The 23036-nt window shown below is 63.1% G+C and carries 22 protein-coding genes and 1 other RNA gene; 8 read left to right on the forward strand and 15 right to left on the reverse strand.

Annotation, left to right across the window (positions count from 1 at the left end):
- Nucleotides 1-75: 75 nt before the first annotated feature.
- The 10 genes from ACQ4WZ_RS00730 to ACQ4WZ_RS00775 form a co-directional block, all read right to left on the reverse strand.
- Nucleotides 76-1029 carry a FecR domain-containing protein gene (locus ACQ4WZ_RS00730; RefSeq protein WP_436572347.1) on the reverse strand — a complete coding sequence of 318 codons (954 nt, stop codon included), beginning with the start codon at nt 1027-1029 and terminating at the stop codon, nt 76-78.
- The gene (locus ACQ4WZ_RS00735) at nt 1026-1568 is read right to left on the reverse strand and encodes a sigma-70 family RNA polymerase sigma factor (RefSeq protein WP_101482534.1); all 543 of its coding nucleotides are present in this window, start codon (nt 1566-1568) and stop codon (nt 1026-1028) included. Before ACQ4WZ_RS00735 ends, ACQ4WZ_RS00730 begins: the two co-directional genes overlap by 4 nt.
- Nucleotides 1569-1693: 125 nt before the next feature.
- On the reverse strand, nt 1694-2047 hold the full coding sequence (locus ACQ4WZ_RS00740; protein WP_243858283.1) for a DUF3325 domain-containing protein: 354 nt from the start codon (nt 2045-2047) through the stop codon (nt 1694-1696).
- The gene (locus ACQ4WZ_RS00745) at nt 2047-3669 is read right to left on the reverse strand and encodes a PepSY-associated TM helix domain-containing protein (protein ID WP_436572348.1); all 1623 of its coding nucleotides are present in this window, start codon (nt 3667-3669) and stop codon (nt 2047-2049) included. Before ACQ4WZ_RS00745 ends, ACQ4WZ_RS00740 begins: the two co-directional genes overlap by 1 nt.
- Nucleotides 3666-4013: a DUF3649 domain-containing protein gene (locus ACQ4WZ_RS00750; protein WP_133989595.1), complete on the reverse strand. Its 348-nt coding sequence runs from the start codon at nt 4011-4013 to the stop codon at nt 3666-3668. Before ACQ4WZ_RS00750 ends, ACQ4WZ_RS00745 begins: the two co-directional genes overlap by 4 nt.
- 2 nt (nt 4014-4015) lie before the next feature.
- Nucleotides 4016-4762 (reverse strand): DUF4198 domain-containing protein, encoded by a 747-nt coding sequence (locus tag ACQ4WZ_RS00755; RefSeq protein ID WP_436572349.1) that lies wholly within the window; start codon nt 4760-4762, stop codon nt 4016-4018.
- A gap of 62 nt (nt 4763-4824) precedes the next feature.
- Nucleotides 4825-7086 (reverse strand): TonB-dependent siderophore receptor, encoded by a 2262-nt coding sequence (locus tag ACQ4WZ_RS00760; RefSeq protein ID WP_436572350.1) that lies wholly within the window; start codon nt 7084-7086, stop codon nt 4825-4827.
- Between the two features lie 266 nt (nt 7087-7352).
- Nucleotides 7353-9749, reverse strand: a complete 2397-nt coding sequence (locus ACQ4WZ_RS00765; protein WP_436572351.1) for a TonB-dependent siderophore receptor — start codon at nt 9747-9749, stop codon at nt 7353-7355.
- Nucleotides 9750-9840: 91 nt separating this feature from the next.
- Nucleotides 9841-10947: a FecR family protein gene (locus ACQ4WZ_RS00770; RefSeq protein WP_436572352.1), complete on the reverse strand. Its 1107-nt coding sequence runs from the start codon at nt 10945-10947 to the stop codon at nt 9841-9843.
- A complete protein-coding gene (locus tag ACQ4WZ_RS00775; RefSeq protein WP_436572353.1) occupies nt 10947-11471 on the reverse strand; it encodes a sigma-70 family RNA polymerase sigma factor in 525 nt (174 codons plus the stop codon). Before ACQ4WZ_RS00775 ends, ACQ4WZ_RS00770 begins: the two co-directional genes overlap by 1 nt.
- Before the next feature lie 129 nt (nt 11472-11600).
- On the opposite strand from ACQ4WZ_RS00775, the gene ACQ4WZ_RS00780 reads away from it, so the two are divergent.
- The gene (locus ACQ4WZ_RS00780; RefSeq protein WP_436572354.1) at nt 11601-13232 is read left to right on the forward strand and encodes an alpha-D-glucose phosphate-specific phosphoglucomutase; all 1632 of its coding nucleotides are present in this window, start codon (nt 11601-11603) and stop codon (nt 13230-13232) included.
- Nucleotides 13233-13281: 49 nt separating this feature from the next.
- Here ACQ4WZ_RS00780 and ACQ4WZ_RS00785 read toward each other — a convergent pair whose 3' ends face one another.
- Complete coding sequence (locus tag ACQ4WZ_RS00785; protein WP_436572355.1) at nt 13282-14820, reverse strand: POT-type proton-dependent oligopeptide transporter; 1539 nt, start codon at nt 14818-14820, stop codon at nt 13282-13284.
- Between the two features lie 117 nt (nt 14821-14937).
- Nucleotides 14938-15507 (reverse strand): GNAT family N-acetyltransferase, encoded by a 570-nt coding sequence (locus tag ACQ4WZ_RS00790; RefSeq protein WP_436572356.1) that lies wholly within the window; start codon nt 15505-15507, stop codon nt 14938-14940.
- A gap of 202 nt (nt 15508-15709) precedes the next feature.
- Here ACQ4WZ_RS00790 and ACQ4WZ_RS00795 point away from each other — a divergent pair, with 202 nt between their 5' ends.
- Together ACQ4WZ_RS00795 and ACQ4WZ_RS00800 are read left to right on the forward strand one after the other, a co-directional pair.
- On the forward strand, nt 15710-16147 hold the full coding sequence (locus ACQ4WZ_RS00795) for a PadR family transcriptional regulator (RefSeq protein ID WP_133989611.1): 438 nt from the start codon (nt 15710-15712) through the stop codon (nt 16145-16147).
- Nucleotides 16144-17394 carry an MFS transporter gene (locus ACQ4WZ_RS00800; RefSeq protein WP_436572357.1) on the forward strand — a complete coding sequence of 417 codons (1251 nt, stop codon included), beginning with the start codon at nt 16144-16146 and terminating at the stop codon, nt 17392-17394. Before ACQ4WZ_RS00795 ends, ACQ4WZ_RS00800 begins: the two co-directional genes overlap by 4 nt.
- Nucleotides 17395-17400: 6 nt before the next feature.
- On the opposite strand, the gene ACQ4WZ_RS00805 is transcribed toward ACQ4WZ_RS00800, so the two are convergent.
- The 3 genes from ACQ4WZ_RS00805 to groES all read right to left on the reverse strand — a co-directional run bounded on the left by ACQ4WZ_RS00805 (nt 17401) and on the right by groES (nt 20115).
- Nucleotides 17401-17910 (reverse strand): hypothetical protein, encoded by a 510-nt coding sequence (locus ACQ4WZ_RS00805; RefSeq protein ID WP_101482521.1) that lies wholly within the window; start codon nt 17908-17910, stop codon nt 17401-17403.
- A 214-nt stretch (nt 17911-18124) separates the two neighbouring features.
- Complete coding sequence (groL, locus tag ACQ4WZ_RS00810; protein WP_010400981.1) at nt 18125-19774, reverse strand: chaperonin GroEL; 1650 nt, start codon at nt 19772-19774, stop codon at nt 18125-18127.
- Nucleotides 19775-19824: 50 nt separating this feature from the next.
- A complete protein-coding gene (gene groES, locus ACQ4WZ_RS00815; RefSeq protein WP_010400979.1) occupies nt 19825-20115 on the reverse strand; it encodes a co-chaperone GroES in 291 nt (96 codons plus the stop codon).
- A gap of 534 nt (nt 20116-20649) precedes the next feature.
- Here groES and ACQ4WZ_RS00820 point away from each other — a divergent pair.
- The 5 genes from ACQ4WZ_RS00820 (at nt 20650) to ACQ4WZ_RS00840 (ending at nt 23036) form a co-directional block, all read left to right on the forward strand.
- Nucleotides 20650-21396: a hypothetical protein gene (locus tag ACQ4WZ_RS00820; protein ID WP_101482520.1), complete on the forward strand. Its 747-nt coding sequence runs from the start codon at nt 20650-20652 to the stop codon at nt 21394-21396.
- 128 nt (nt 21397-21524) lie between these two features.
- Nucleotides 21525-21815 carry a DUF904 domain-containing protein gene (locus ACQ4WZ_RS00825; RefSeq protein WP_306821367.1) on the forward strand — a complete coding sequence of 97 codons (291 nt, stop codon included), beginning with the start codon at nt 21525-21527 and terminating at the stop codon, nt 21813-21815.
- A complete protein-coding gene (locus ACQ4WZ_RS00830) occupies nt 21815-22126 on the forward strand; it encodes a cell division protein ZapA (protein ID WP_034747344.1) in 312 nt (103 codons plus the stop codon). Before ACQ4WZ_RS00825 ends, ACQ4WZ_RS00830 begins: the two co-directional genes overlap by 1 nt.
- 189 nt (nt 22127-22315) lie before the next feature.
- A non-coding RNA gene (gene ssrS, locus ACQ4WZ_RS00835) (6S RNA) lies at nt 22316-22493 on the forward strand.
- A 78-nt stretch (nt 22494-22571) separates the two neighbouring features.
- Nucleotides 22572-23036 carry an EVE domain-containing protein gene (locus ACQ4WZ_RS00840; RefSeq protein WP_133989619.1) on the forward strand — a complete coding sequence of 155 codons (465 nt, stop codon included), beginning with the start codon at nt 22572-22574 and terminating at the stop codon, nt 23034-23036.

A 23036-nucleotide genomic window follows, 5' to 3' on the forward strand; every position in this document is an offset into this window, starting at 1 on the left:
TGGAGTGTCGTTGAAGATATCGTTGCAATACCCTCAGGACAGGCCATGCCGAAAAAAAGGGCCATCTTTTATAAACTATTTTTTGCGGGCCACGAGAGTGACCCAGTATTGTGTGCGGTACAGCACGTCGACGGGCAGCATGCGCGCCAGGCTGTCCAGCACGGCGTCCGTGTCGTCGAGCTGGAAGGCGCCCGTCAGGCGCAAGCCAGCCACCTGCGGTTCCACGCGCAGCAGGCCGGGGCGGTAGCGTGACAGCTCAAAGGCGAAGGCATCGAGGCGCATGTCCTGCGCCGCCAGCATGCCACGCGCCCATGCATCGGCTTGCGGCGGCGCCGGCGCGGGCAGGCTGGTGTGGCTGGCGTCGAAGCGGCTTTGCTGTCCCGCCATGAGCGTGCGCACGGTGGCCGAGGGCGCGCGCGGCGTGATTTCCACCGCGTGTTCGAGCACCGTCACGCGGCTGCTGTCGTCGTCGACGCGCACGGTAAAGCGCGTGCCCAGCGCGCGGATGCGGCCATGGCAGGTGGCGACGATGAAGGGGCGGCTGCCCGCGTGGTCGGGGCGCGTCTGTATCAGTACTTCGCCGTGGCGCAGCGTCAGCCGGCGTTCGTCGGCGCCATACGCCAGGTCGACGGCGCTTTCCGTGTTGAGCACAAGGGTGCCGCCATCGGGCAAGGACACCTCGCGCCGTTCGCCCACGCTGCTGCGGTAGTCGGCCAGCAGTTCATGGCGCGCCAGCAGCCAGGTGGCGGGTGCCGCCATCAGCGCCAGCAGTATCTGCATGGCCGCGCGTCGCTGCGGCCGGCGCAATACGGGCACGGCCAACTCCGGCGGCAGCAGGCCGGCCGTCTGGCTCACTTGCTGTACCTTACTCCAGGCGCGCGCATGTTCCGGGTCGAGTGCGCGCCATTGCGCCGACGCCGTCAGGTCATCCGATGTGGCCTGGCCCGATTGCTCCAATAAATACCATTCGACGGCCTGGCGCGCCACCTTGCGCGACAGAGGAGGATAAAGCGGAGCAGCGGCGCTCATGCCGGCAAGTCCGGCACCAGCAGCACGCATTCGGTCAGCGCCTCGGCCATGTAACGCTTCACGGAGCGTTCGCCGATGCCCAGCTGCGCGGCGATGTCCGCATACGCATGGCCTTCGATCTGCGCCAGGATGAAGACGGCGCGCACCTTCGGTTTCAAGCCATCGAGCATGGCGTCGACCGCTTGCAGCGCCTGCAGGATTTCCGCGCGCCGCTCGGCGGAGGGCTGGTACTGCTCTGGCTGCGCGGCCAGCGCATCGGCCCAGGCGCGTTCCAGCGACTGGCGCCGTAAATGATTGATCAGCAAATGCTTGGCAACTGTCGCCAGATAGGCCTTCGGCGTGCGCAGGGCCGGCGTTTGCGGCTGCCCCGTGGGGCCGGCCAGCAGGCGTGTGAAGGTATCCTGCATCAGGTCAGCCGCCTCGGCAGCATTACCCAGGCGCCGCTGCAGCCAGTGCGCCAGCCAGCCGTGGTGTGCTCGGTAATGGCTTTCAAGTTGCGTGGGAAGCATGGGGGAGGGCGCGAACGGACTGCCTGGCATGGTGGAGAAGGCCTTAATGCAAATAAGAATTATTCTCATTTTAGCGCGGTGAGCGTGCTGGCGCAATGCGCTGTTGCTGTGCCGCCACGCGCTTGCCGCCACGCCGTGGCGGCACAGGACTATCTCTACAGAATGGCCATCGCGCTGGCGGCCAGCATGGCCGCCACGCCGATCATGCGCGCCAGACGCATGGCCTGGTGAGGCGCGTAGGGCAGCAGCCAGATCAGCAGCAAGCCACAGCCCGTCAGGCTGCCGATCCAGTAGACGAGGCCGTAGCCGCCGCCGGCGATGTGCATGGCCCAGGCAAGTCCGGCCGCCAGCGCCAGCCAGCCCGTCCACTGCAGGCGGCGGCGCAGCGGCGCGGGCGGTTCGGCGCCGCGTCCGTGCAGGTCGGCGTAGTGGCGGTCCATGGCCAGGCACAGCGAAGACAGGCCCGCATAGCATAGGGCGAAGACGAGGAAATTGGCTAACAGCTCCATCACGCGGCCTCCATCGTTGACGCCGGCTTGGCGATGGGTGCGGGTTTGGGCGCCTTCACTGGCAGCGGTTTCAATTTGAACGCCGCATACGCCAGGCCCAGGCCCAGCACCAGCACCACCAGGTCGAAGGCGGCCACCGCTACCGGGCCGCGGCCCAGGAACAGTGTCACGCCCAGGTGCGAATTGGTGGTGAAGACGTTCAGCACGGGCAGGGCCGCCAGCAGGAAGGCGCCTAGGTCCAGCTGCATGCGCCACATGGCGCGCGACGGGCGTAGCTGGGCGATGATGGCGGCCAGGGCCCAGGCGCCGAAGAAGCAGGCGATTTCTTCCTTCGGCCGGTCTTCCATCGTCACCGGCAGCAGGCGGTTGGCCCAGAAGTAGGCGCCGAAGGCGATCGGGATGCCGGCGATGGCGCCGATGTTGAGCGCTTCGACCAGGCGCAGGCCGACGCTGGCGCGCTTGCCGGCGGCCAGCGCCTTGGCTTGCTTCTGGCGCGTCTTGACGGCCCACAGCAAGGCGCCCGTGGCGACCATGGCGCAGCCGGCCAGGCCGGACAGGAAGAACAGGGCGCGCAGCAGCGGTCCGCCGAAATGCGCGATGTGCAAGCCGACCATGACGCCGTGCGTGGCGGCCGCGCCAGGCTGCGCGGCGCCATCGGTGGACAGCAGCTTGCCGGAAACGCCATCGAATTCCATCGATGGCTGCTTCGACGACATATCGCGTCCGCCGGCACGCGTCAGCGAAATGGTGGCGTTGGCGTCGCCCGGGTGGTTGACGGAGATGCGTTCGACCTTGCCGCCCCACTGCTGTTCCGCCTGGCGCACGAGGGGTGCCAGTGGCGTCAGGGGCGCGGCCACGCCGGCCGGCTTGCTGTCGCCCGAGCGGCCGGGAAAGGCTTCGGCAAAGAAGGCGTCCTGGTCGCCCTTGTAGGCGGCCGTGGCGCCGGACGGCATGTACAGGAACATCAGGGTGACCAGACCCGTGTAGGTGATCATGATGTGGTAGGGCAGGGCCAGCACGGCTGTCACGTTGTGCGCGTCGAGCCACGAGCGCTGGCCTTTTTTCGGCCGGAAGGTAAACAGGTCCTTGAAGATGCGCTTGTGCGTGACGATGCCGCTGATGATGGAGACGAACATGAACATGGCGCAGAAACCCACGATCCAGCGGCCCCAGATGGCCGACATGTAGTGCAGGTCGAAATGCAGGCGGTAGAGGAATTCGCCGCCCCGCGTGTCGCGTGGCTTCGACAGCACCTCGCCTGTGGCCGGGTCGGCTTTTTCGCTATGAAAATTGCCGCGCCGCCCGCGTTTCTTTTCACCGGGTTGCGACGGTTTGCTCCAGCCCAGCTGCGTGGCGGGGCTGCGCTCGCCGGGCAGGCTGATGAACCAGCGCGTGGCGCCCGTGGCCCGCTCCTGCATGGCTTTTTGCGCGACAGTGGCCGCTTCCTCGGTGCTCACCCGGCTGGCGGCGGCGCCATGCAGCTCGGGCTGCATCCAGAGTGTGATTTCATTGCGGTAGTAGCTGGCCGTGCCGGCGCAAAACACCAGCAGCAAGATCCAGCAGACGAGCAGGCCGGACCAGGTGTGCAGCCATGCCATCGACTGGCGGAAACCTTCTTTCATGCGAGACTCCAGGATAGTGCATCCATCCACTGCAGGATGGCGGCGATGACGGCGGCGGGGATCGCCAGGCCCAGCCAGGCGCGCAGGGCGCTGCGCGTGGCGAAGACCCACATCACGGCGCAGGTGTAGATGGCAAACGACAGCAGGGTGGCTGTCATGACGGCTTCGGAACGGGCCATGGGCAGGCTCACCGACAGCAGCATGGTGACCAGCGCTGCCAGCACGTAGCCGCCAACGATGGCCGCCACGCTGCGCGTAGCCACGCCGAGGCGGTATACGGCGCCGGCGGAGAGCCGCAGACGCGCCATTTTTTCAGTGATTTCAGTATTGGCAGGCGCTTGCATGGTCAGTCGTGATCCTTGCTCGGTGGCAGGGCAGGGCCGGCCGGCAGCGGCGTCACGCCTTGCGGCTGCACCAGGCTCAGTGTTGTCACGAACATGGCCTTGTCATAGGCTTGCGTGCCGCGCTGGCCAGCCGTTTTGTCCGTGTGCTGGACTTCCAGCACATAGCTTCCCTTCCATGGCAGCGGGAAGCTGACCAGGCCTTGCGCATCGCTCCACGCTTCCTTGCCCCAGCCCGATTGCACCACGGCGTTGACCTTGGCCTGCGCCAGCGGCTTACCCTGGTAGCTGACCTGGAACTGGCCTGGTTTGCCTGTCGGCACGAGGTCCAGCGTCAGTGCGGGCGCCTGCGCCTTGCCGTCGGCGACCAGGCGCGCGGCGGGAATCCACACGGTACGCGTGGCCTTGCCATCCTTTTTCTCTTCCCATGACGGGTAGTTGTCTTCCTCGACGATGATGCTTTCGCCGGCGCCCACCTTGCCATTCAGGATGAACGCGCCGGCCGTCTTGCTCGCCTGCAGCGGCTGCGCGCCCTTGGCCGACAGCCACGTCACGTTCTTGATGCTGAACTTGTCCAGCAGGCCGGGCGACGCTTCGCGCAGGTTGTCGCCGAATTCGCCGAAATACACGCTGGCCGCCTTGCCGTCCTGCTGCAGCCAGATCTGGTGCGCGCTGGCGTTGCTGCAGGCGATGGCCGCGCCCAGCAGGGCGGTGGCGAGGGCGCTGAGGCGCGCGATGGAAGGTATGTGCATGGTGTATCCCTTATCTTTTTATGTGAATGGAAAATCGGCCGGGTTCCCAAGGACTGCGTGCATCAGTACTGGTAGCGCAGGTTCAGCGCCACGTTGCGCGGTTCGCCGTAATAGCCTCCGTTATAGAAACCCACGCGGCGGAAATACGTTTTGTCGAACAGGTTGTTGACATTCAGGCTGGCCGACAGTTTCGGGCTGATCTGGTAGCGCGCCATCAGGTTGGCCAGCACGTAACTGCCCTGGCTGACACGGATTTTGCTTTTATTTGGCAGGGTGGCCGTCGTGTAAATCTCGTTCTGCCAGTTCAAGCCGCCGCCGATGGTGAGATTTTGCAGCTCGCCCGGCAGGCGGTAGGTGGTCGAGACGCGCAGCATGTTGGTCGGCTGGATGGTGTTGGTCACCACGCCCTTGCCCGTCTTCGATTTGCTGTGCGTGTAGCCGGCGAACAGCTGCCAGCCGCTCAAGGGGCTGCCCGACACTTCCGCCTCGTAGCCGCGGCTTTTCGTGCCCTTGCCCGTCGAGACATAGGGACGGCTGCCGTCCGGCAGCACAAAGGTCAGTGGCACAGATCTGTCTTCCTCGCCCAGGTTGTCCTGCCTGGCTTCATACACGGCGAACGAGGCGTTCACGGCGCCGTCGAGGAATTCGCTCTTCACGCCCGCTTCCACGTTGCTGCCCGTGATCGGGTCCAGAAAGGCGTTGCTCTTGTCCTTCAGGTTTTGCGGCTTGAACAGGTCCGTATAGCTGGCGTACAGCGAAGTGCTTTTGCTCACATCGAGCACCATGCCCGCATATGGCGTGACGACATCGTCCGTCTTGTAGGCCGAGCTGCGCTTCTCAAAACGGCCCTGGGTGTCGTAGCGGTCGTTGTAGGTTTCCCATTTGGAGACGCGCGCGCCGGCCAGCACCTTGAAGCTGTCCGTGACATTGATGCGGGTGGCGATGAAGGCACCCGACTGTTTGGTGGTGGCGACGTCGCGCGCACCCGTGCGCGTCAGGCTGGGTTCGGGCACGTCGCCCGTCCAGTTGCGGAAGTCGGGGATGGTGGTGGCAAATGGCAGCGGATCGGGCAGCAAGGTTTCATTCGTCGTGCCAACGCGCTTCCAGCCGTTCACGCCCAGCACCAGGTCGTGCTGGCGGCCGAACAGGGGAAAGGTGCCGTTGGCCGACAGGTCGAAGTTGTCCTGCTTTTCATCGTAGGGGAAGGCGCCGCTCCAGACTTCCAGGCCGCTGCCGTCGCGTTTCGGATAGCCGCTGCCGCCGTAGAACAGCTTGCCGTTCGAGGAGCTGTCCAGGCGCCCATAGGCGGCCTTGATCTTCCAGTCGTTGGAGTAGCGGTGCTCGAGGTAGACATAGCTGTTCTGGAACTCGCGCTCCCAGCTGCTCCACTTGGCCGCCATGTTGAACGAGCGGGGCATGTTGGCGGGCGTGCCATCAGAGAAGAACAGGGGCGTGGTGCCCCAGCTCGTGCCCTTCGGCGTATTTTTCTGGTAGTCGATACCGGCCGTCAGCAGGGTGTCCGGCGTCAGGTCCGCCTCGACGATGACGGCGCCCACCAGCTTGCGTTCCTGGTACAGGTCCATATAGGAATGGCGGTTCTGGCCCGCCACGACGACACGCCCGCGGATACTGCCATCGGCATTGAGCGGCGCACTGATGTCGCCTTCCAGCCGGACCTTGCTCCAGGAACCCAGCGTCAGGCCGGCCGAGGCGGCGAACTCCTTGCCGGGACTCTTGTGCAGCATGTTGATGGTGGCCGACGGGTCGCCATTGCCGCTGACCAGGCCCGTGGCGCCGCGCACGATTTCGATGCGGTCATAGATGGCCGTGTCGAACAGTGCATTGGACCCGGAATTGACGGCCACGCCATCGATCTGGTAATTGCCGATGGAAAAGCCGCGCGCCGAAAAATTGGTGCGTTCGCTGTCATTTTCCTGCACCGTCACGCCCGTCGACTGCACCAGCACCTCTGCCAGGCTGTTCAGCCCCATGTCATCCATGCGCTGGCGCGTCACCACGGAAATCGATTGCGGCGTTTCGCGGATCGACAAGCCCATGCGCGTGGCCGTGGCCATCTGTTTTGTCGTGTAGGAACCTGTGTGCTCGGTCGATGCCTTGTCTTGCTGGGCTTGCACCTTGATCTCGCTGAGGGTGGCTTCCTCGGGCTTGGCAGGCACCTCCGTTGCCAGGGCTGCACCTGCGCCCAGCGCCGCCGTCAGCAAGGCTGAATGCACGGCGACGACCAGCGGACGCAGGTTGATGTTGCCAATATGTGGGGAAAACGGGCCGGCAACCATGCCGGCCAACGAACGTGCTTGCGCCATGAAACAACCTTCTTCTCGTGTGCCCACCGTCGAGCGGCTGGCGTTTTTTTGGTGTGGGAGGCTTGCTTGGCGGTGGTGCCTGGCTGGCGCAGCGTGTCATCCAGCCGCGCATCGGTCAGGCGACTGCGCGCAGGCTCTGGAGGAGTCTAAATGTGAATGAGAACTATTCTTATTATAGTTCGGAGTTGTGAGACATGCAAGAGTGCGATGTTGCAAGCGAGGACGGCCGCCTCATTCCTGGCGGCAGCCGTCCTGCGGTGCAAGGGTTACAGCTGGCCGCGCAGGGTCAGCATGGCGTTGCGCGGTTCGCCATAGAAGTTGGAACCATAGGCGGCCCACACGCGCGTGTAGTATTTCTTGTCGAACAGGTTGTTCACCGTCAGCGACAGCTCCAGCTTGGGACTGAGGCGGTAGCCAGCCTGCAAGCCCACCGTGGTGACGGGCCCCTGCTCGAATTTCACAGGGCCATTCAGGCGGTACATGCTGCTGACGCTGCGCAAGCCGCCGCCCACGCTGATTTTATCGAGCGCGCCGGCCAGCCGGTAATTGGTCCACACGTTGACATTGTGGCGCGGCGCGATGAAGGTGTACAGCTGGGCCTTCTGGTCGTCGCTGCCTTCGAGGGTGCGCGTGCTGGTGTAGGAATAGCCGCTCGTGATGTTCCAGCCAGGCAGGGGGCTGCCGCTCAGTTCGGCTTCCATGCCCTGGCTGCGCATCTTGCCCGCGCCGATGGAAAACAGCGGGTTGGCCGGATCGGGCATGACGCGATTTTCATCTTCCATGCGGAACAGGGCCGCATGCGCGTTGACGTTCTTGTCAAACAGTTCCGCCTTCAGGCCCAGCTCGAACTGCTGGCCCGTGCGTGGCTTCAGGGTTTGGCCGGCCGCGTCCGTGGTGGACTGGGGCGTGAAGATGCGCGTGTAGCTGCCGTAGGCCGACACTTGCTTGTCCAGCTCGTAGACCAGGCCCGCGTACGGCGTAAATTTCGCATTGATGGTGTTGCTGACATCGGTGAACTGATTGAAATACGCATTGCGATTGACGGTGTGGTTGTCCCAATGCGTCAGGCGTCCGCCCAGGTTGACGGCCAGCCGGTCCGTCGCCTGCAGGCGGGTGCGCGCATACAGGCCGAACTGTTTGGTGCGGTTGTCGTTGCCGTTGGAAAAAGTGTAGCTGGGCTGCGCGATATTATTGTCAGGATGAACAATATTGATCGGCGCATTGTCTCCGCCTCCATACTGGAAATTCTTGTGCACCTGGCGGTAGTCGGCGCCCACGATCAGGTCGTGGCTGCGGCCAAACGCCTGGAAGGGCGTGGCCAGCCAGGCATCGAGTCCCTGCGTCTTCCAGTGGCTGCGGTAGTTCCAGCTGACCAGGCAACTGTCGCCCGTGACAGGATCGGCCGAACAGTCGGACCAGCCGAAATTGCGCGATGGTTCGTCCTGCTCACGGTACAGGGCAGTCGCCTTGAACTGGCCACCGTTGTCCAGTTTATGCTCGAATTCGGCAAAGTACTCCGTGACCTTTTCCGTGATGTGGTTCCAGGCCGGGTCGAGATAGGTGGAGCGGGGCACGTCGAGCAGGCGCCCGTCTTCATACGCGGGCAGACCGAAGGCGGGGCGGCCCTTGTATTCCTGGTAGGTGACGCCGCCCGTCAGTACGGTGCCAGGCGCCACGTCGACGGCAACGGTGCCGTACAACAGCGGTTTTTCTGCATACACGTGGTCGACGAAGGAGCGCCGGTGCTCATAGGCGGCCACCAGGCGGCCGCGCAACCTGCCGTCTGCGCTCAGGGGGCCCGTGACGTCCGCCTCCGCATAGTAGCGGTCCCAGGAACCGGCGCTGAGCACGCCGCTGGCGGCGAAGGTGTCGCGCGCGCGCTTGCGCACCAGGTTGATGGTGCCGCCCGGGTCGCCCGCGCCCTGGAACAGGCCGGCGGGGCCGCGCAACACTTCCACACGGTCATAGATGGCCAGGCCGAAGCCGGCCGACAGGTCGTTGCCCGTGCTGGCCGGCGTCATCACGCCATCGACTTGCACCGCGTCGAGCGCATAGCCGCGCGAATAAAAGTTGCCGTGGTTGCCGCCCGTGCTGCTCGCTTCGACGGTGATGCCCGTCACGCCGCGCATGGCGTCGTCCAGGCTCAGCATATTCTGGTCGTTCAGTTGCTGGCGCGTCAGCACGGAGACGGACTGGGGAATCTCGCGCAGGCTTTGCCGGCCCTTGCCGATGCTGACCGCCTGCGCCGCATACGACTTGGTCAGCTCGGTATCGGTCGTCGCCTCCTGGCGCGCGCTGACGGTGATTTCCGCCAGGGTCGCCACCTTGCCCGTGGCGGCAGGCGTGGGGCGGATGATGACGCTGTTGCCGTCAATGGCAGCTGCCAGGCCGCTGCCGGCCAGCAGGCGTTCCAGGCTGTCGGCCACGCTGAGAGTACCGCTGACGGCGGGCGCCGTCTTGCCGGCCACGAGTTCCGGCGCGAACAGCAGTTGTAAATTGGCTTGCCGCGCCAGCTCATTCAGGGCTTGCCCCAGCGGCTGGGCGGCGATGGCCAGTTTGACGGTGGGCGCCGTTTGCGCCTTTGCCAGGGAAATGCTGCCCAGGGCCAGCATGGCGGCCAGGGCGAGCGGGGCGGGTGTCAGATTGAGGCGGGGGGACCACATGTTGCATTTCTCCAGGTTAATTTGTTGTCGATTAACTTGGTAGACGCGGTAGCGAGCCAAATCCTCACCTGAGAATGCGAACTATTTGCATTTATTTTTCAGGCAGCCGCATCGCAGGGGCTTGCGCATGCATTTTTTCCGCCATGCGGATCTCGCTGACGGCACCATCGCGTACGACGTGTACGGGTAGCAGCTGCGGCAAGGCAGAGGCGAAGCGGTCGAGCTGTGTCAGGCTGAAACTGCCGCCGATGCGCAGCCTGGCCACGGCGGGATCGCGCACGGCCAGGCCCGTGTCGCCATAGCGCTCGAATTCGGCCAGCGCCGCGTCCAGCGGCACATTGTCGAAGGTGACACGGCCGTCGCGCCAGGGCGCCACGCTGCCTGGGGCCAGGCTGGCGATGGCCGACAGGCGGCCGCCGGCATCGCTGCTGATGCCCTGGCCGGCCCGCAGGTCGACCAGATCTTTTCCTGCGCCCGCCACGCGCACCTGGCCATGTTGTACGGCCACGCGCAGCTGGCCGTCGTGGGCCACGGTGTTGCGTACGGAAAACTGCGTGCCCACCACCGTCACTTTCAAAGGACCGCTCAGCACGTCAAAGGGCTGGCCCTGCTTCGCTTGCACCTGGAACAGCGCTTCACCGTGCGCCAGACGCACTTCGCGGCGCTGGCGGTACAGGGTGACGTGCAGCTGCGTGGCCGTATCGAGCTGCACGCTGCTGCCGTCTGGCAGGGCAACGGCCAGGCGCTGGCCGCGCATGGTGGCATACGCCTGGCTGAACACGGCTTGTTGCTGCCACCACTGATAGCCGCCCGCGCCCACGCTGAGCAGCAGCATGGCGGCGGCCGCATACGGCAGCACGCGCAGGGAGCGCAGAAGCGGGCGGCGGGGAAATGGCGCTGGCGCCGCCGGTGGCACTGCCCAGCGGGCGGCCACCTGCGCGGGAATCTTGCGCGCTGCGCGGTGCGTATCCTTTAGCTGCGCATACGCTTGCGCGTGCTGCGCATCGGCCGCCAGCCAGGCGGCAAAGTCGGCCTGTTGCTGTGCATCGAGGTTGCCCCGCCGGCTGAACCAGGTGGCGGCCGCCAGCGCCACGCCATCCTGCGTGGCGGCAAAAGCGGCATGCTCGCGCAAGTCCGCCTGCTCCTGGGCAGAGGGGCCGAAATCATGGCGTGGCGGGTGGGCGGTCATGGACGGCATTATGCGCATTCCCGCAGAGAACGCAACTGCGCCTGGCAACTGAGCATGCCGCGAGCGATATGCTTTTCCACCATGCTCACGGAAATGCCCATGCGCGCGGCGATTTGCGCGTGCGGCAATTCCTCGAAGACGTGCAGCACAAAGGCGTCGCGGCAGCGGGGCGGCAAGGCGTCGATGGCGGCCACGCAGGCTTGCCAGTCCTGGCTGCTTTCCAGCGCCTGTTCCGGCTGCAAATGGCGCGGCGCGGCCGGATGCGCCGTATCGGGCAAGGCGTCGAGCGCTTCGTGCTGGCGCAAGGTGGCGCGCCGGTGCTGGTCGATCAGCAGGTTGCGCGCCGTGTGGTACAGCAGCGCGCGCGGTTCGCGCACGGCCGCTTCGCCCAGCACGCGCGCATAGCTTTCCTGCACCAGGTCGGCAGCAGCTTCGCGGTTGCGCAAGCCGCGCCAGCAAAAGTTCAACAGTTCTTGGTAATAGCGTGCAACCACGGCGTCCGATGTATAAGTCCGCAGCCAGGAATGCCGCATATGAGAATGATTCTCATTATATGGCATGCCGGGATGTCGCGCTAAGCGGTTTACCGCACCGTGGCAGACGTACAACGCTTTGCCGCGTGCCTGGCATGCGTTACCATCGGAAGTTGATAGGGAGACAAGATGGCTATTCAAATTATCAATACGGCGCCGATTGCCGGCCAGCGGCCCGGCACTTCAGGTTTGCGCAAGAAGGTGGCTGTCTTCAGCGCACCGCAATACTTGGAAAACTTCGTGCAGAGTGTTTTTGATACGCTCGGCGACTGCCATGGCCAGACCCTGGTGCTGGGCGGCGATGGCCGCTTTTACAACCGCGCGGCCATCCAGACGGTGCTGCGCATGGCGGCCGCGCACGGCTATGCGCGCGTGCTGCTGGGGCAGGGCGGCATCCTGTCGACGCCGGCCGTCAGCTGCGTGATCCGCAAGCATGGCGCCAGCGGCGGCATCATCCTGTCGGCCAGTCATAACCCGGGCGGCCCCGATGGCGACTTCGGCATCAAGTACAACATCGCCAATGGCGGCCCGGCGCCCGAAAAGGTCACCGAAGCCATCTACGCCCGCACGCAAGCCATCACCGAATACCGCATCAGCGACGCTGCCGACATCGACCTCGACAAACCGGGTTCGGTGCGCATCGAGCAAATGACGGTCGAAGTGATCGACCCCGTCGCCGACTATGCGGAGCTGATGCAGCAGCTGTTCGATTTCGACGCCATCCGCTCCCTGTTCGCGGGCGGCCTGCGCATCTGCTTTGACGGCATGCACGCTGTCTCCGGCCCGTATGCGACGGCCATTCTGGAAGGCATGCTGGGCGCGCCGAAGGGCAGCGTCATCAACGGCGTGCCCCTGGAAGACTTCGGCGGCGGCCATCCGGATCCGAATCCCGTCAACGCGCAAGAGTTGATCGCCATCATGGCCGCTGAGGATGCCCCCGACTTCGGCGCCGCCTCGGACGGCGACGGCGACCGCAACATGATCGTCGGGCGCCGCTTCGACGTGACGCCGTCGGACAGCCTGGCCATCCTGGCCGCCAACGCCACCGTGGCGCCCGGCTACCGCGCCGGCTTGAAAGGCATCGCCCGCTCCATGCCCACATCCGGCGCGGCCGACCGGGTCGCTAGCGCGCTGGGCATACCGTGCTACGAGACGCCGACGGGCTGGAAGTTCTTCGGCACCCTGCTCGACGTCGGCATGGCCACCTTGTGCGGCGAGGAAAGCTACGGCACGGGCTCGAACCACGTGCGCGAAAAGGATGGCCTGTGGGCCGTGCTGTTCTGGCTCAACCTGCTGGCAGAGAAAAAACAATCGGTGGAAGATATCGTGCGCGCGCACTGGGCCACCTATGGCCGCAACTATTACTCGCGCCACGATTACGAAGACATCGACAGCGCCAGCGCGCAGCAACTGATGGATGCCGTGCGCGGTCAGTTGGACGCCTTGCCGGGCCAGACGCTGGGCGGCTGCACGGTGGCGCTGGCCGACGATTTCAGCTACACGGACCCCGTCGATGGCTCCGTGGCGACGCAGCAGGGCATCCGCATCATCATGACGGATGGCGCGCGCATCGTGCTGCGCCTGTCCGGCACGGGCACCGAAGGCGCCACCCTGCGCCTGTACCTGGAGCGCTATGAAGCCGATCCGGCGCAGCATGACATCCCGACCCAGCAAGCGCTGGCGGGACTGATCGCGGTGGCGCAGCAGCTGGCGCAGATCCGCGAGCGCACGGGGCGCGACGCGCCGACGGTGACGACGTAAGAAGGGCGCCCGAGGGCGCCCTTCTTCATTGCGACAGTTCAAACAGGCATCAGGCTTTTGCCGGGATGACCGCCTGGCGGTAGTTGTCGACCATTTTGTAGCGCCTTGCATACAGGCCGAAGGCCAGCATGGCCACCGCGGCAAAGGCGGCAAAGAAGAACATCTGGAAGGCCGTCACGCTGATGCCGCTTTCGGCGATCTTGCCGATCACGCCTTCGTTCATGACGCTGCGGTTGACGATCAGCACCCACAGATTGCCGACGGTGGTAGACAAATTCCAGAAGCTCATGATGGCGCCCTTCATCGAGACGGGCGCCTGGCTGTACGCAAACTCCAGTCCTGTCGCCGAGACCAGCACTTCGCCGAACGTCAGCAAGGCGTATGGCAGGATCTGCCACATGATGGAGACGGCGTTACCGCTGTCGAGAGCCAGCTGCAAGAGGCCAATGACGATCCAGGCCAGCGAGGAAAAGCCGATACCGGCCGTCATGCGGCGCAGGGCTGTCGCTTCCAGGCCGAAGCGGTTCAGCATCGGGTACAGCACCAGGTTGTTGAACGGGATCAGCAGCATCACCAGCATCGGGTTCAGCGCCTGCATCTGCGCCGGCAGGAACCAGCTTGGTTTTTCCATGGTGTTCGCCTGCACGATCCAGGTCGAAGCCTTCTGGTCGAACAGCGAGAAGAAGGGCGTGACGAGGGCGAAGATGACGAGGATGCGCAGCACGGCGCGCACGCCTTCGACGGCTTCGTCGGGGTGGATGCCGCGTGCGCGTTCCAGCTGCATGGCCGTGCCGATGCTGCCGAAGGCCAGCAGCAATACCAGTGCCGTACATGCCGAAATCACGAAGCCCCATTCGGGAATGCTGTAGAACGCATACAGGGCGCCGATCACGCCGACGTAGGCCACATACAGGCCGGGACGCGAGCCGCCATCGACGCGCGCCAGCAGGGCCGTGCGGGCCACGCGGGTGAACGAATCGGGATTCGGCGGCGCCGGCGGCACGTGCACGTATTTCTTGGCGCCCATCCAGAAGACGAGGGTGGCGGCCAGCATCATCAGGCCGGGGATGCCGAAGGCGATCGATGGACCGAAGTCGCGCAGGAACATCGGCATCAGCAGCGAAGCGAAGAAGGAGCCGAAGTTGATGATCCAGTAGAACAGGTCGAAGACCAGCTTGGCCTTGTGCTTGTTGGTCTGGTCGAACTGGTCGCCGACGAACGAGGCGACAAGGGGCTTGATGCCGCCGGAGCCGAAGGCGATCAGGAACAGGCCAAAATAGAAGCCGTTGACGCTGTTTTCAAACAGGGCCAGGCAGGCATGGCCGGCGCAATACACGAGGCTGAGCCAGAAGATGGTGTTGTACTTGCCAAAGAAGCGGTCGGCCAGCCAGCCGCCCAGCAGCGGGAAGAAGTACACGCCGATGACGAAGGTATGGAAGACGTGCTTGGCTTCGCCCGTGCGCTGGTCGATCGGGATCATCAGCAGCAAGGTGCTGATGAGGAATGGCGTCAGGATATTGCGCATGCCATAAAAGCTGAAGCGTTCGCAGCCTTCGTTGGCAATGATGTACGGTATTTGCCGGGGCATTTTGCCCGTGGCGGTTTGTGTCTCGGCCGATGACATTGGCTCTCCCCAAGTTTTTTTTGTAAGCCGCGATGCTAAGGCCTGCCGCGTTTGCTTGCAACAGAAAAAACGGCCTGTCCGCTATTTCGCAGGGATTTGTAAGGTATTGATTTTCATAAAGACATTACTTTCGGCACTTGCACTTGTACTTGCACGCGCCGGGCGGGGCAGCAACAGCTGCATTTGCAGCATGCCCTCCGATACGGGACAGTCCTGCAGGGTAAAACCGTAAGCCAGGTACAGGGTCAACGCCGCATGGTTGTCCTGCGCCACGGCCAGGCGAACGCGGCCCAGTTCGGGAATGGCGCAGGCATGGTCGATGGCGGCCTGCACCAGTTGCCGTCCCGCGCCGCGCCCGCGCGCCTGCGGCGCCACGTACACGCCCCACAGGCTGGCCTTGTCATGCACGACGGCGATCGGTTCGCGGCGCAGGCCGGCAATGGCGATCAACTGTTCCTTGTCGAAAGCGCCAAATATTATTTGGTGGGGAGTGGCGCGCAAGCGCTGGGCTATCTGTGCCAGCGGCAAGCCGCTTTCCGCCGCGTGCGTGGTGCAGAAGGTGGCGGGCAGTTCGGCGATGACGGCCAGGCGCAGCGCGCGGTAGGCGCTGGCGTCGTCTGGCGCGAGGGGGCGGACAGAGGTGGCGGGCATGTGGGCGAGTATCGGTCTTCGATGCCGGAAAGTAAACCTTGCAATGTGCCATTTTCAATTTTAAGATATATCTTATTGCGATATATCTTAAGGATGCACCATGTTCCATCTTTTGCGCGGGGCACACCCCGTGCGCGCGGCAATCCACACTCAGGGAGACACGCCGGGCTCGCTTGGCAGTCAGCTTGCCCGCGGACCCAAAATGTTCGATGCGGGCACCTTGCGCTATCTGGTGCTGCAATTGATCGCCGACAAGCCGCGCCATGGCTACGACATCATCAAGTCCATAGCCCAACGCGCCGGCGGCGCGTATGCGCCCAGTCCCGGCGCCATCTATCCGCTCATGCATGGCCTGGTGGGCCATGGTTATGTCGTCGTCAGCCTCGATGGCAACAAGAAACTGCACAGCATCACGCCCGAGGGGCTGGCCTTCCTGGCAGCGAACCGCGCCTATGTCGACGCGATTGCCGCCAGGGTCGATGCGCCGGCCGGCGCGGAAGACGATCTGCGCCAGCTGATGCACGAATTGAAGGCGGCCGTGCTGGCGCGCGGGCGCGCGGGCGAGCCCGATGCCCGTCGCCTCGATGCCGTGCGCGCCATCCTGCGCCAGGCCCGTACCGATATCGAGGCGCTGGCATGATGGCCGCATCGAAGGTCGCGCCTGTTCCCATGCTGACCCCGGCGCGCGAACGCGCGATGCTGTGGCTGCTGGCGCTCACGCAATTTACCGTCATCATGGATTTCATGGTGATGATGCCGCTGGCGCCCCAGCTGATGCAGGCGTTCCATATCGGCCCCGCTGCCGTCTCGGGCGCCGTTTCCGCGTATGCCTGGTGCGCGGGCCTGTCCGGCTTGCTGGCGGCCACGTATATCGACCGCTTCGACCGCAAGAAGCTGCTGTTGACCATGTTTTGCCTGTTTACCGTGTCTAACCTGGCTTGTGCGCTGGCGCCGAACTTCCATGTGCTGCTGTGGTCGCGCGCCTTTGCGGGGCTGACGGGCGGCGTGCTGGGCGCCATCGTCATGGCCATCATCGGTGACGTGATTCCCGCCGAGCGGCGTGGCGCGGCCACGGGCATTGTCATGACCTCGTTTGCCATGGCGGCCGTGGGCGGTGTGCCCACCGGCGTGGTGCTGGCCGCCCACTTTGGCTGGGCCTCGCCGTTTTTCCTGCTGGTTGTGCTGTCGCTGCTGATCTGGTTGGGCGCGGCGCGCGTGCTACCCTCGCTGACGGCGCATATGGGCGCGGCTCCCACGCCGCTGCGTCAGGTGCTGCCCAACCTGCTGGCGCTGCTGCGGGAACGGCGTCACCTGGAAGCGTTTGCCTTGTCCATCGTCAACATGACGGCGGGCATGCTGGTCATTCCCTTCATCTCGCCCGTGCTGGTGGGCAATCTGGGGCTGGCGCCGGCCGACGTCACGTGGGTGTATCTGGCGGGCGGCTGCGCCACGATCTTCACGGCGCGACTGATCGGCCGCTGGGCGGACCGGGCCGGCAAGCAGCAGGTGTACCGCTGGGTCTCCCTGATGTCGATCGCGCCGCTGCTGTTCATGACGCATTTGCCTCAGTTGCCGCTGCTGGCGCTGATGCTGGTGTTTCCGTTTTTTATGGCCCTCGTCTCGGGCCGCACGATACCGCTGCAGGCGCTGCTGACGACGATACCGGAGCCGCACAAGCGCGGTGCGTTTCTAAGTGCCAATTCGGCCCTGCAAAGCCTGGGCAGCGGCCTGGGCGCGTGGATGGGAGGCCTGACCCTGCAGACGGATGCGGCCGGCCATATCAGCGGCTATGGCATGAATGGCTGGCTGGCGGCAGGCTTGTCGCTGTGGACGGTGTGGTGGGTGGCGCGCGTGCGCGGCGCGGCGCCGCAAGGGGCGCCGGCGTAGGGGCAATTACTGGGTGGCGATGCGCTGCATGGGCGCGTTGTCCTTGCGCCATTGTTCCAGACTCAGCAGGTCGCCTGTGACGATGTCGTCGACGAGGATGCGCTTGCCGTCGGGCGTGACGACAAAGCTTTCCCAGCGGTGGGCCGCGTCCGGCGTGCTTTCGAAAAAGCTCAGCTGATAGCACGCGACGCCATCGACGAGGCGCGTCTCGGGCGACGTTTCCATCACGGCTCCATGGGCGCGGCCGCCGGTAGCCTTTTCGATATGCGCCGACCATGCCTTGATTTCCGGCAATGCCATCAGCGCATCGACGGCGCGCGCGTTCTGCTCCTGCGCCGCCTGGCTGCTCGCGGCCGGGCCATTGTCAGCGTGCGGCGCGGATTGCTGGTGCAGGTAGAAAGCGCCTAGCCCGGCGGCCAGCAAACCGGCCAGGATGCCGGCGATGATGGTGGTTTTGGAAGAAGAGGCGCGTGGCGGCATGATGGTGGCGTGAGAAAGAAGGACGATGGCGGCCATGCTAAAGCAAAACGCGCGGGTGGGCAATCGCCGGGCTTGTCAAACAGGCTCGCCAAACGGGTTTGCCAAAAAATCTATAGGCGAAAAAAAAGCTACCTTCCGTAGAAGATAGCTTTCGGGGCTGCCGGGCAGGTGCAAACAGCTTTTGGTCTGCCTGTCCTGTCCCGGCGTGTGCGGCCCCGCGTGCCGTCGCCTGCGCGCGGGGCCGCCGGGATTACATCATGCCGTCCATGCCGCCCATGCCGCCCATACCACCCATGCCGCCGCCCATGCCGCCGCCTGCTTTGTCGTCAGCGATTTCGCAGACCATGCAGTCGGTTGTCAGCATCAGCGAAGCGATCGAAGCAGCGTTTTGCAGCGCCGAACGGGTCACTTTGGCTGGGTCCAGAACGCCCATTTCCACCATGTCGCCATACGTGCCGTTGGCAGCGTTGTAGCCGTAGTTGCCCGTGCCAGCCAATACGGCTGCCACGACGACCGAAGCTTCTTCGCCTGCGTTTTGCACGATCATGCGCAGTGGCTCTTCCATTGCGCGCAGGACGATCTTGATACCGGCATCTTGATCAGGATTGTCGCCCTTGACCGTGATGTTGGCGCGTGCGCGCAGCAGGGCTACGCCGCCGCCTGGCACGATGCCTTCTTCCACGGCAGCGCGGGTAGCGTGCAGTGCATCTTCAACGCGGGCTTTTTTCTCTTTCATTTCGACTTCGGTGGCAGCGCCAACCTTGATCACGGCAACGCCGCCAGCCAGTTTGGCCACGCGCTCTTGCAGTTTTTCACGGTCGTAGTCCGAGGTCGCTTCTTCGATCTGTACACGCACTTGTTTCACGCGTGCTTCGATCGAGGCAGCTTCGCCGGCGCCATCGATAACGATGGTGTTTTCCTTGCCCACTTCGATGCGTTTCGCTTGGCCCAGTTCGGCCAGGGTCACTTTTTCCAGGGTCAGGCCGACTTCTTCAGCGATCACTTGGCCGCCGGTCAGGACAGCGATGTCTTCCAGCATGGCTTTGCGGCGGTCGCCGAAGCCAGGTGCTTTCACTGCGCAAGTTTTCAGGATGCCGCGGATGTTGTTCACAACCAGGGTCGCCAGTGCTTCGCCTTCGATGTCTTCTGCGATGATCAGCAGTGGACGGCCAGCTTTAGCGACTTGTTCCAGTACCGGCAGCAGGTCACGGATGTTCGAGATTTTCTTGTCGCACAGCAGGACGAATGGGCTGTCCAGTACGGCAACTTGTTTCTCTGGGTTGTTGATGAAGTATGGCGACAGGTAGCCGCGGTCGAACTGCATGCCTTCAACGATATCGAGCTCGTCGTTCAGCGACTTGCCGTCTTCAACGGTGATCACGCCTTCTTTGCCGACTTTTTCCATCGCTTCAGCGATACGCTCGCCGATCGAGTAGTCCGAGTTTGCCGAGATCGCGCCAACTTGGGCGATTTCTTTGGTCGTGGTGCAAGGACGGGCGATTTTCGCCAGTTCTTCGACGGTTGCAGCAACTGCTTTGTCGATACCGCGCTTCAGGTCCATCGGGTTCATGCCGGCGGCAACGAACTTCATGCCTTCGCGCACGATGGCTTGTGCCAGTACGGTGGCGGTGGTGGTGCCGTCGCCGGCGTTGTCGCTGGTGCGGGAAGCAACTTCCTTGACCATTTGCGCGCCCATGTTCATGAGCTTGTCTTTGAGTTCAACTTCTTTCGCTACCGACACACCATCCTTGGTGACGGTAGGGGCGCCGAACGAGCGCTCCAGGACCACGTTGCGGCCTTTCGGGCCCAGCGTTACTTTGACTGCGTTGGCGAGGATATTGACGCCTTCGACCATCTTGGCGCGCGCTGCGTCGCCGAATACTACTTCTTTAGCTGCCATGTTCAATTCTCCTGAGTTTCGGGATGTATCTGTCTACAACGTGGAAACAATTACTTGACGACGATCGCCATGATGTCTTCTTCGCGCATGACCAGCAGCTCATCGCCGTCAACTTTGACGGTTTGGCCGGCGTACTTGCCGAACAGGACGCGGTCGCCTACTTTGACATCCAGAGGACGGACTTTGCCGTCGTCGAGAATCTTGCCATTGCCTACGGCAAGGACTTCGCCTTGATCCGGTTTTTCAGCAGCTGCATCAGGAATGATGAGGCCGGACGCAGTTTTGGTTTCCTGGTCGAGGCGTTTGACGATGACGCGATCGTTCAATGGGCGCAGATTCATACAAAACTCCTTAAAGTTCAATGGATAAGTGTTGCTAAATGAATACATGTCCGGCACAGCGCCAGACGTGCTTTCAGTGACCGCCGTTGAAAGCAGCCCGCAACGGTCAAGCAAACCCCAAGTCATCCTGTCCTTGCCTGTATCCGGCAGTGGTGCATCGCGGCGTCGCCCGCCGCGTAGCGTTCCCTGCAGTGGTCTGGCAAGCACCATCAGTCCTGAGGATTGCTACGAAAGAGTTTGTTAGCACTCTCTACTAACGAGTGCTAATTATAGGGACGGTATGGGTCAACTTCAAGGGCTTATTCAAGAGGAATATATACATACACGATAAGCAGAGCCTGCATCTGCACTGGGTTTGCGCTGGCGCAAGCCAACTTCCCGGGCGTCAGCAACAGCAGCGACTCTAGCATGCCGTCCGCATGGGGGGCGTTCCTGTACGCGCAGGATACAGAGTTTTACTATGGAATTTGATAAGATGATTGTAATTGCATATCAATATCGCCACACATCACTACTTGCATCAGAAAGAACACCATGCCATTCCCGATTTCCCATCCCGCCCTACGCCTGCTGGGCGCCACCCTCATCGGCCTGGCCTGCCTGGGCAATGCCGCCGCGCAAACGCCCACCATCGTCGACGAGATCACCGTGGCGACCCTGACACCGCTGGAAAAGGAAATGCTGCTGAACGACTTGTTCAACGATTTGAACAAGGATGACGACGACCAGGAAGCACATGTATGGGACAACGGCGGCGACAGTGGCGTGCTGGTGAAAGTGACGTATAACTTCAGCAATTCCGGCATGACGGAACACAGCCTGAAGGCGCACGTCTGCCGCGACCTGAAATTCGTCGTCACGGCGGGCGGCAAGTCGCAGGACCTGAGCCGGCGCACCTGTTCGCAAAACAGCGGCAAGTGGGACGTGCAGGGCAAGGATCCGGCACCTATCGTATATCCGCCGTTCCTGTCGGACGTCACCATCGCCAGGCTCAATGCCAAGGAACAGAAAGCGCTGCTGACGGCCGCCGTGCGCACTTTGAAAGATGAAGAGGATGGCAAGACGCGCCAGTGGAGCAACAAGGGCTTGGGCAATGCGGTGCCGCTGGCAGTGCGCCTGACGCCCTCGCGGACGGACGCCAAACCTGGCAGCTACAGCCGCACTTGCCGTGACTTGACGATGGTGCTTGACGGCAAGGGTGGGCAACAGACGCTGACGCGCCGCTCTTGCGAAAACCGCTATGGCGGACTCGATATCGAACCTGATTACGTCGACGAGTAAACGCTGCCATCGGGGCGCTGGAAGATGCGCGCACTTGGCGAAAAGCGCCGGAAAAAGTGTGTATTGTCCGCCAACTGCCCTGCATTGATGTAAATATGTGTGACAGCGGCGTGATTCGATTGACGCCCATGGAGCGTCCGCCCTATAGTGGCGGGATGATTTCCGAATTCAACGAATTATCCGACAAGATCGGCCTGCTGGCCGAAATGACCCATGCGCTGCGCCGTGAAAACGCGCAATTGCGCAAGGACAATGCCGCGCTGGCCGCCGAGAACGCCCTGTATGTGCAACGCATGCGCGAGGCGCAGGAGCGGGTGGAAGCGTTGCTGGAAAAAATTCCCGAACTGGTGCAAGCTGGCCTGGAGCAAGCCGCTTCGGAAGCGGGCGCCTATATTGCCGAAAACGAGAGGGAAGCGTAATGCCGCGTGTCGATGTCAATATCATGGGCCAGTCCTACAGCATGGTGTGCCGCGACGGTGAAGAGCGTGCGCTGCGCGAAGCGGCAATCTATCTCGATAGCAAAATGAAAGCCATCCGCGACGCGGGCAAGGTCAAGGGCAATGACCGCATCGCCGTGCTGGCCGCTCTGGGCGTGGCCGCAGAATTCCTCTCCGTGAAGTCGCCGCAAGGTCCGCTGTCGGAGCTGACGATACTGGAAGTGAAGCAAAAAATCTCGGCCATGCATACTGTGCTCGATAGTGCGTTGACGCCCCAGGAAAATCTTTTTTAAACACCGAACCAAACCTGCTGCGCGTCGCGCCTTGCGGCCTGCGATGCTCGCTGTGCTCAAGCACAGCTGCGCTTCTTGGCCACAATTCATCGCCGCTCGCTACGGTTTTGGTCAGTGTTATTAATTGGATTTTAAGCGGACACAGTACGATTTGTCTTTGCGATGCGCGATCAAAGGAGTAAACTTGGGTCTACCCTGCGGTGTTCGCGATTGCCATATATTCCTTGAACCATTTATGCGCATCGGTTGCGAATTTTGTTTGATGGGAGTGAGCGTCGCTCGTTCGACGAACCCGAAATTGAACTAACGTGACCACCTTGAACCGTTTGGTTCGGGATGCCGGCATAGCGGCACCGGCGGGGCCCAATTTGCATTACCACTGAAAACGGTTGCCGCATCATGCGCAACCGTTTTTTTACGTCTGTCGCTTTGATACGGAGTCTAGATGAAACAATATTGGCTGATGAAATCCGAACCCGATGACGTGAGCATAGACGACCTGATGGCCGCGCCGCAGCACACCATGCCGTGGTTCGGCGTGCGCAACTACCAGGCGCGCAACTTCATGCGCGACGGCATGCAGGTGGGCGATGGCGTGTTGTTTTATCACTCCAGTTGCCCGCAGCCAGGCGTGGCGGGCGTCGCCGAAGTGGCCAGCGGCGCGTATCCCGATCACAGCCAGTTTGAAGAGGGTGGCAAATATTTCGATGCCAAGGCCACCTTGGCCCAGCCGCGCTGGATCAGTGTCGACGTGCGGGGCGTGAAGAAGACAGCGCTGCTGCCTCTGTCCGAAATGCGCCAGATGCCGGAACTGGAAGACATGCTGCTGCTCAAGAAGGGCAGCCGCTTGTCGATCACGCCCGTGACGCCGGCGCAATGGAAAGTCATTACCGGCAAGTTGAAGGCCTGA

Source organism: Janthinobacterium darwini, from assembly GCF_051380905.1.
Taxonomy (GTDB): domain Bacteria; phylum Pseudomonadota; class Gammaproteobacteria; order Burkholderiales; family Burkholderiaceae_D; genus Janthinobacterium.

Excerpts from the sequence above, each read along its gene's own strand:
- ACQ4WZ_RS00730 (WP_436572347.1), bottom strand. The coding sequence starts at position 1,029 with ATGAGCGCCGCTGCTCCGCTTTATCCTCCTCTGTCGCGCAAGGTGGCG.
- ACQ4WZ_RS00735 (WP_101482534.1), bottom strand. The coding sequence starts at position 1,568 with ATGCCAGGCAGTCCGTTCGCGCCCTCCCCCATGCTTCCCACGCAACTT.
- ACQ4WZ_RS00740 (WP_243858283.1), bottom strand. The coding sequence starts at position 2,047 with ATGGAGCTGTTAGCCAATTTCCTCGTCTTCGCCCTATGCTATGCGGGC.
- ACQ4WZ_RS00745 (WP_436572348.1), bottom strand. The coding sequence starts at position 3,669 with ATGAAAGAAGGTTTCCGCCAGTCGATGGCATGGCTGCACACCTGGTCC.
- ACQ4WZ_RS00750 (WP_133989595.1), bottom strand. The coding sequence starts at position 4,013 with ATGCAAGCGCCTGCCAATACTGAAATCACTGAAAAAATGGCGCGTCTG.
- ACQ4WZ_RS00755 (WP_436572349.1), bottom strand. The coding sequence starts at position 4,762 with ATGCACATACCTTCCATCGCGCGCCTCAGCGCCCTCGCCACCGCCCTG.
- ACQ4WZ_RS00760 (WP_436572350.1), bottom strand. The coding sequence starts at position 7,086 with ATGGCGCAAGCACGTTCGTTGGCCGGCATGGTTGCCGGCCCGTTTTCC.
- ACQ4WZ_RS00765 (WP_436572351.1), bottom strand. The coding sequence starts at position 9,749 with ATGTGGTCCCCCCGCCTCAATCTGACACCCGCCCCGCTCGCCCTGGCC.
- ACQ4WZ_RS00770 (WP_436572352.1), bottom strand. The coding sequence starts at position 10,947 with ATGCCGTCCATGACCGCCCACCCGCCACGCCATGATTTCGGCCCCTCT.
- ACQ4WZ_RS00775 (WP_436572353.1), bottom strand. The coding sequence starts at position 11,471 with ATGCGGCATTCCTGGCTGCGGACTTATACATCGGACGCCGTGGTTGCA.
- ACQ4WZ_RS00780 (WP_436572354.1), top strand. The coding sequence starts at position 11,601 with ATGGCTATTCAAATTATCAATACGGCGCCGATTGCCGGCCAGCGGCCC.
- ACQ4WZ_RS00785 (WP_436572355.1), bottom strand. The coding sequence starts at position 14,820 with ATGCCCCGGCAAATACCGTACATCATTGCCAACGAAGGCTGCGAACGC.
- ACQ4WZ_RS00790 (WP_436572356.1), bottom strand. The coding sequence starts at position 15,507 with ATGCCCGCCACCTCTGTCCGCCCCCTCGCGCCAGACGACGCCAGCGCC.
- ACQ4WZ_RS00795 (WP_133989611.1), top strand. The coding sequence starts at position 15,710 with ATGTTCGATGCGGGCACCTTGCGCTATCTGGTGCTGCAATTGATCGCC.
- ACQ4WZ_RS00800 (WP_436572357.1), top strand. The coding sequence starts at position 16,144 with ATGATGGCCGCATCGAAGGTCGCGCCTGTTCCCATGCTGACCCCGGCG.
- ACQ4WZ_RS00805 (WP_101482521.1), bottom strand. The coding sequence starts at position 17,910 with ATGGCCGCCATCGTCCTTCTTTCTCACGCCACCATCATGCCGCCACGC.
- groL (WP_010400981.1), bottom strand. The coding sequence starts at position 19,774 with ATGGCAGCTAAAGAAGTAGTATTCGGCGACGCAGCGCGCGCCAAGATG.
- groES (WP_010400979.1), bottom strand. The coding sequence starts at position 20,115 with ATGAATCTGCGCCCATTGAACGATCGCGTCATCGTCAAACGCCTCGAC.
- ACQ4WZ_RS00820 (WP_101482520.1), top strand. The coding sequence starts at position 20,650 with ATGCCATTCCCGATTTCCCATCCCGCCCTACGCCTGCTGGGCGCCACC.
- ACQ4WZ_RS00825 (WP_306821367.1), top strand. The coding sequence starts at position 21,525 with ATGGAGCGTCCGCCCTATAGTGGCGGGATGATTTCCGAATTCAACGAA.
- ACQ4WZ_RS00830 (WP_034747344.1), top strand. The coding sequence starts at position 21,815 with ATGCCGCGTGTCGATGTCAATATCATGGGCCAGTCCTACAGCATGGTG.
- ACQ4WZ_RS00840 (WP_133989619.1), top strand. The coding sequence starts at position 22,572 with ATGAAACAATATTGGCTGATGAAATCCGAACCCGATGACGTGAGCATA.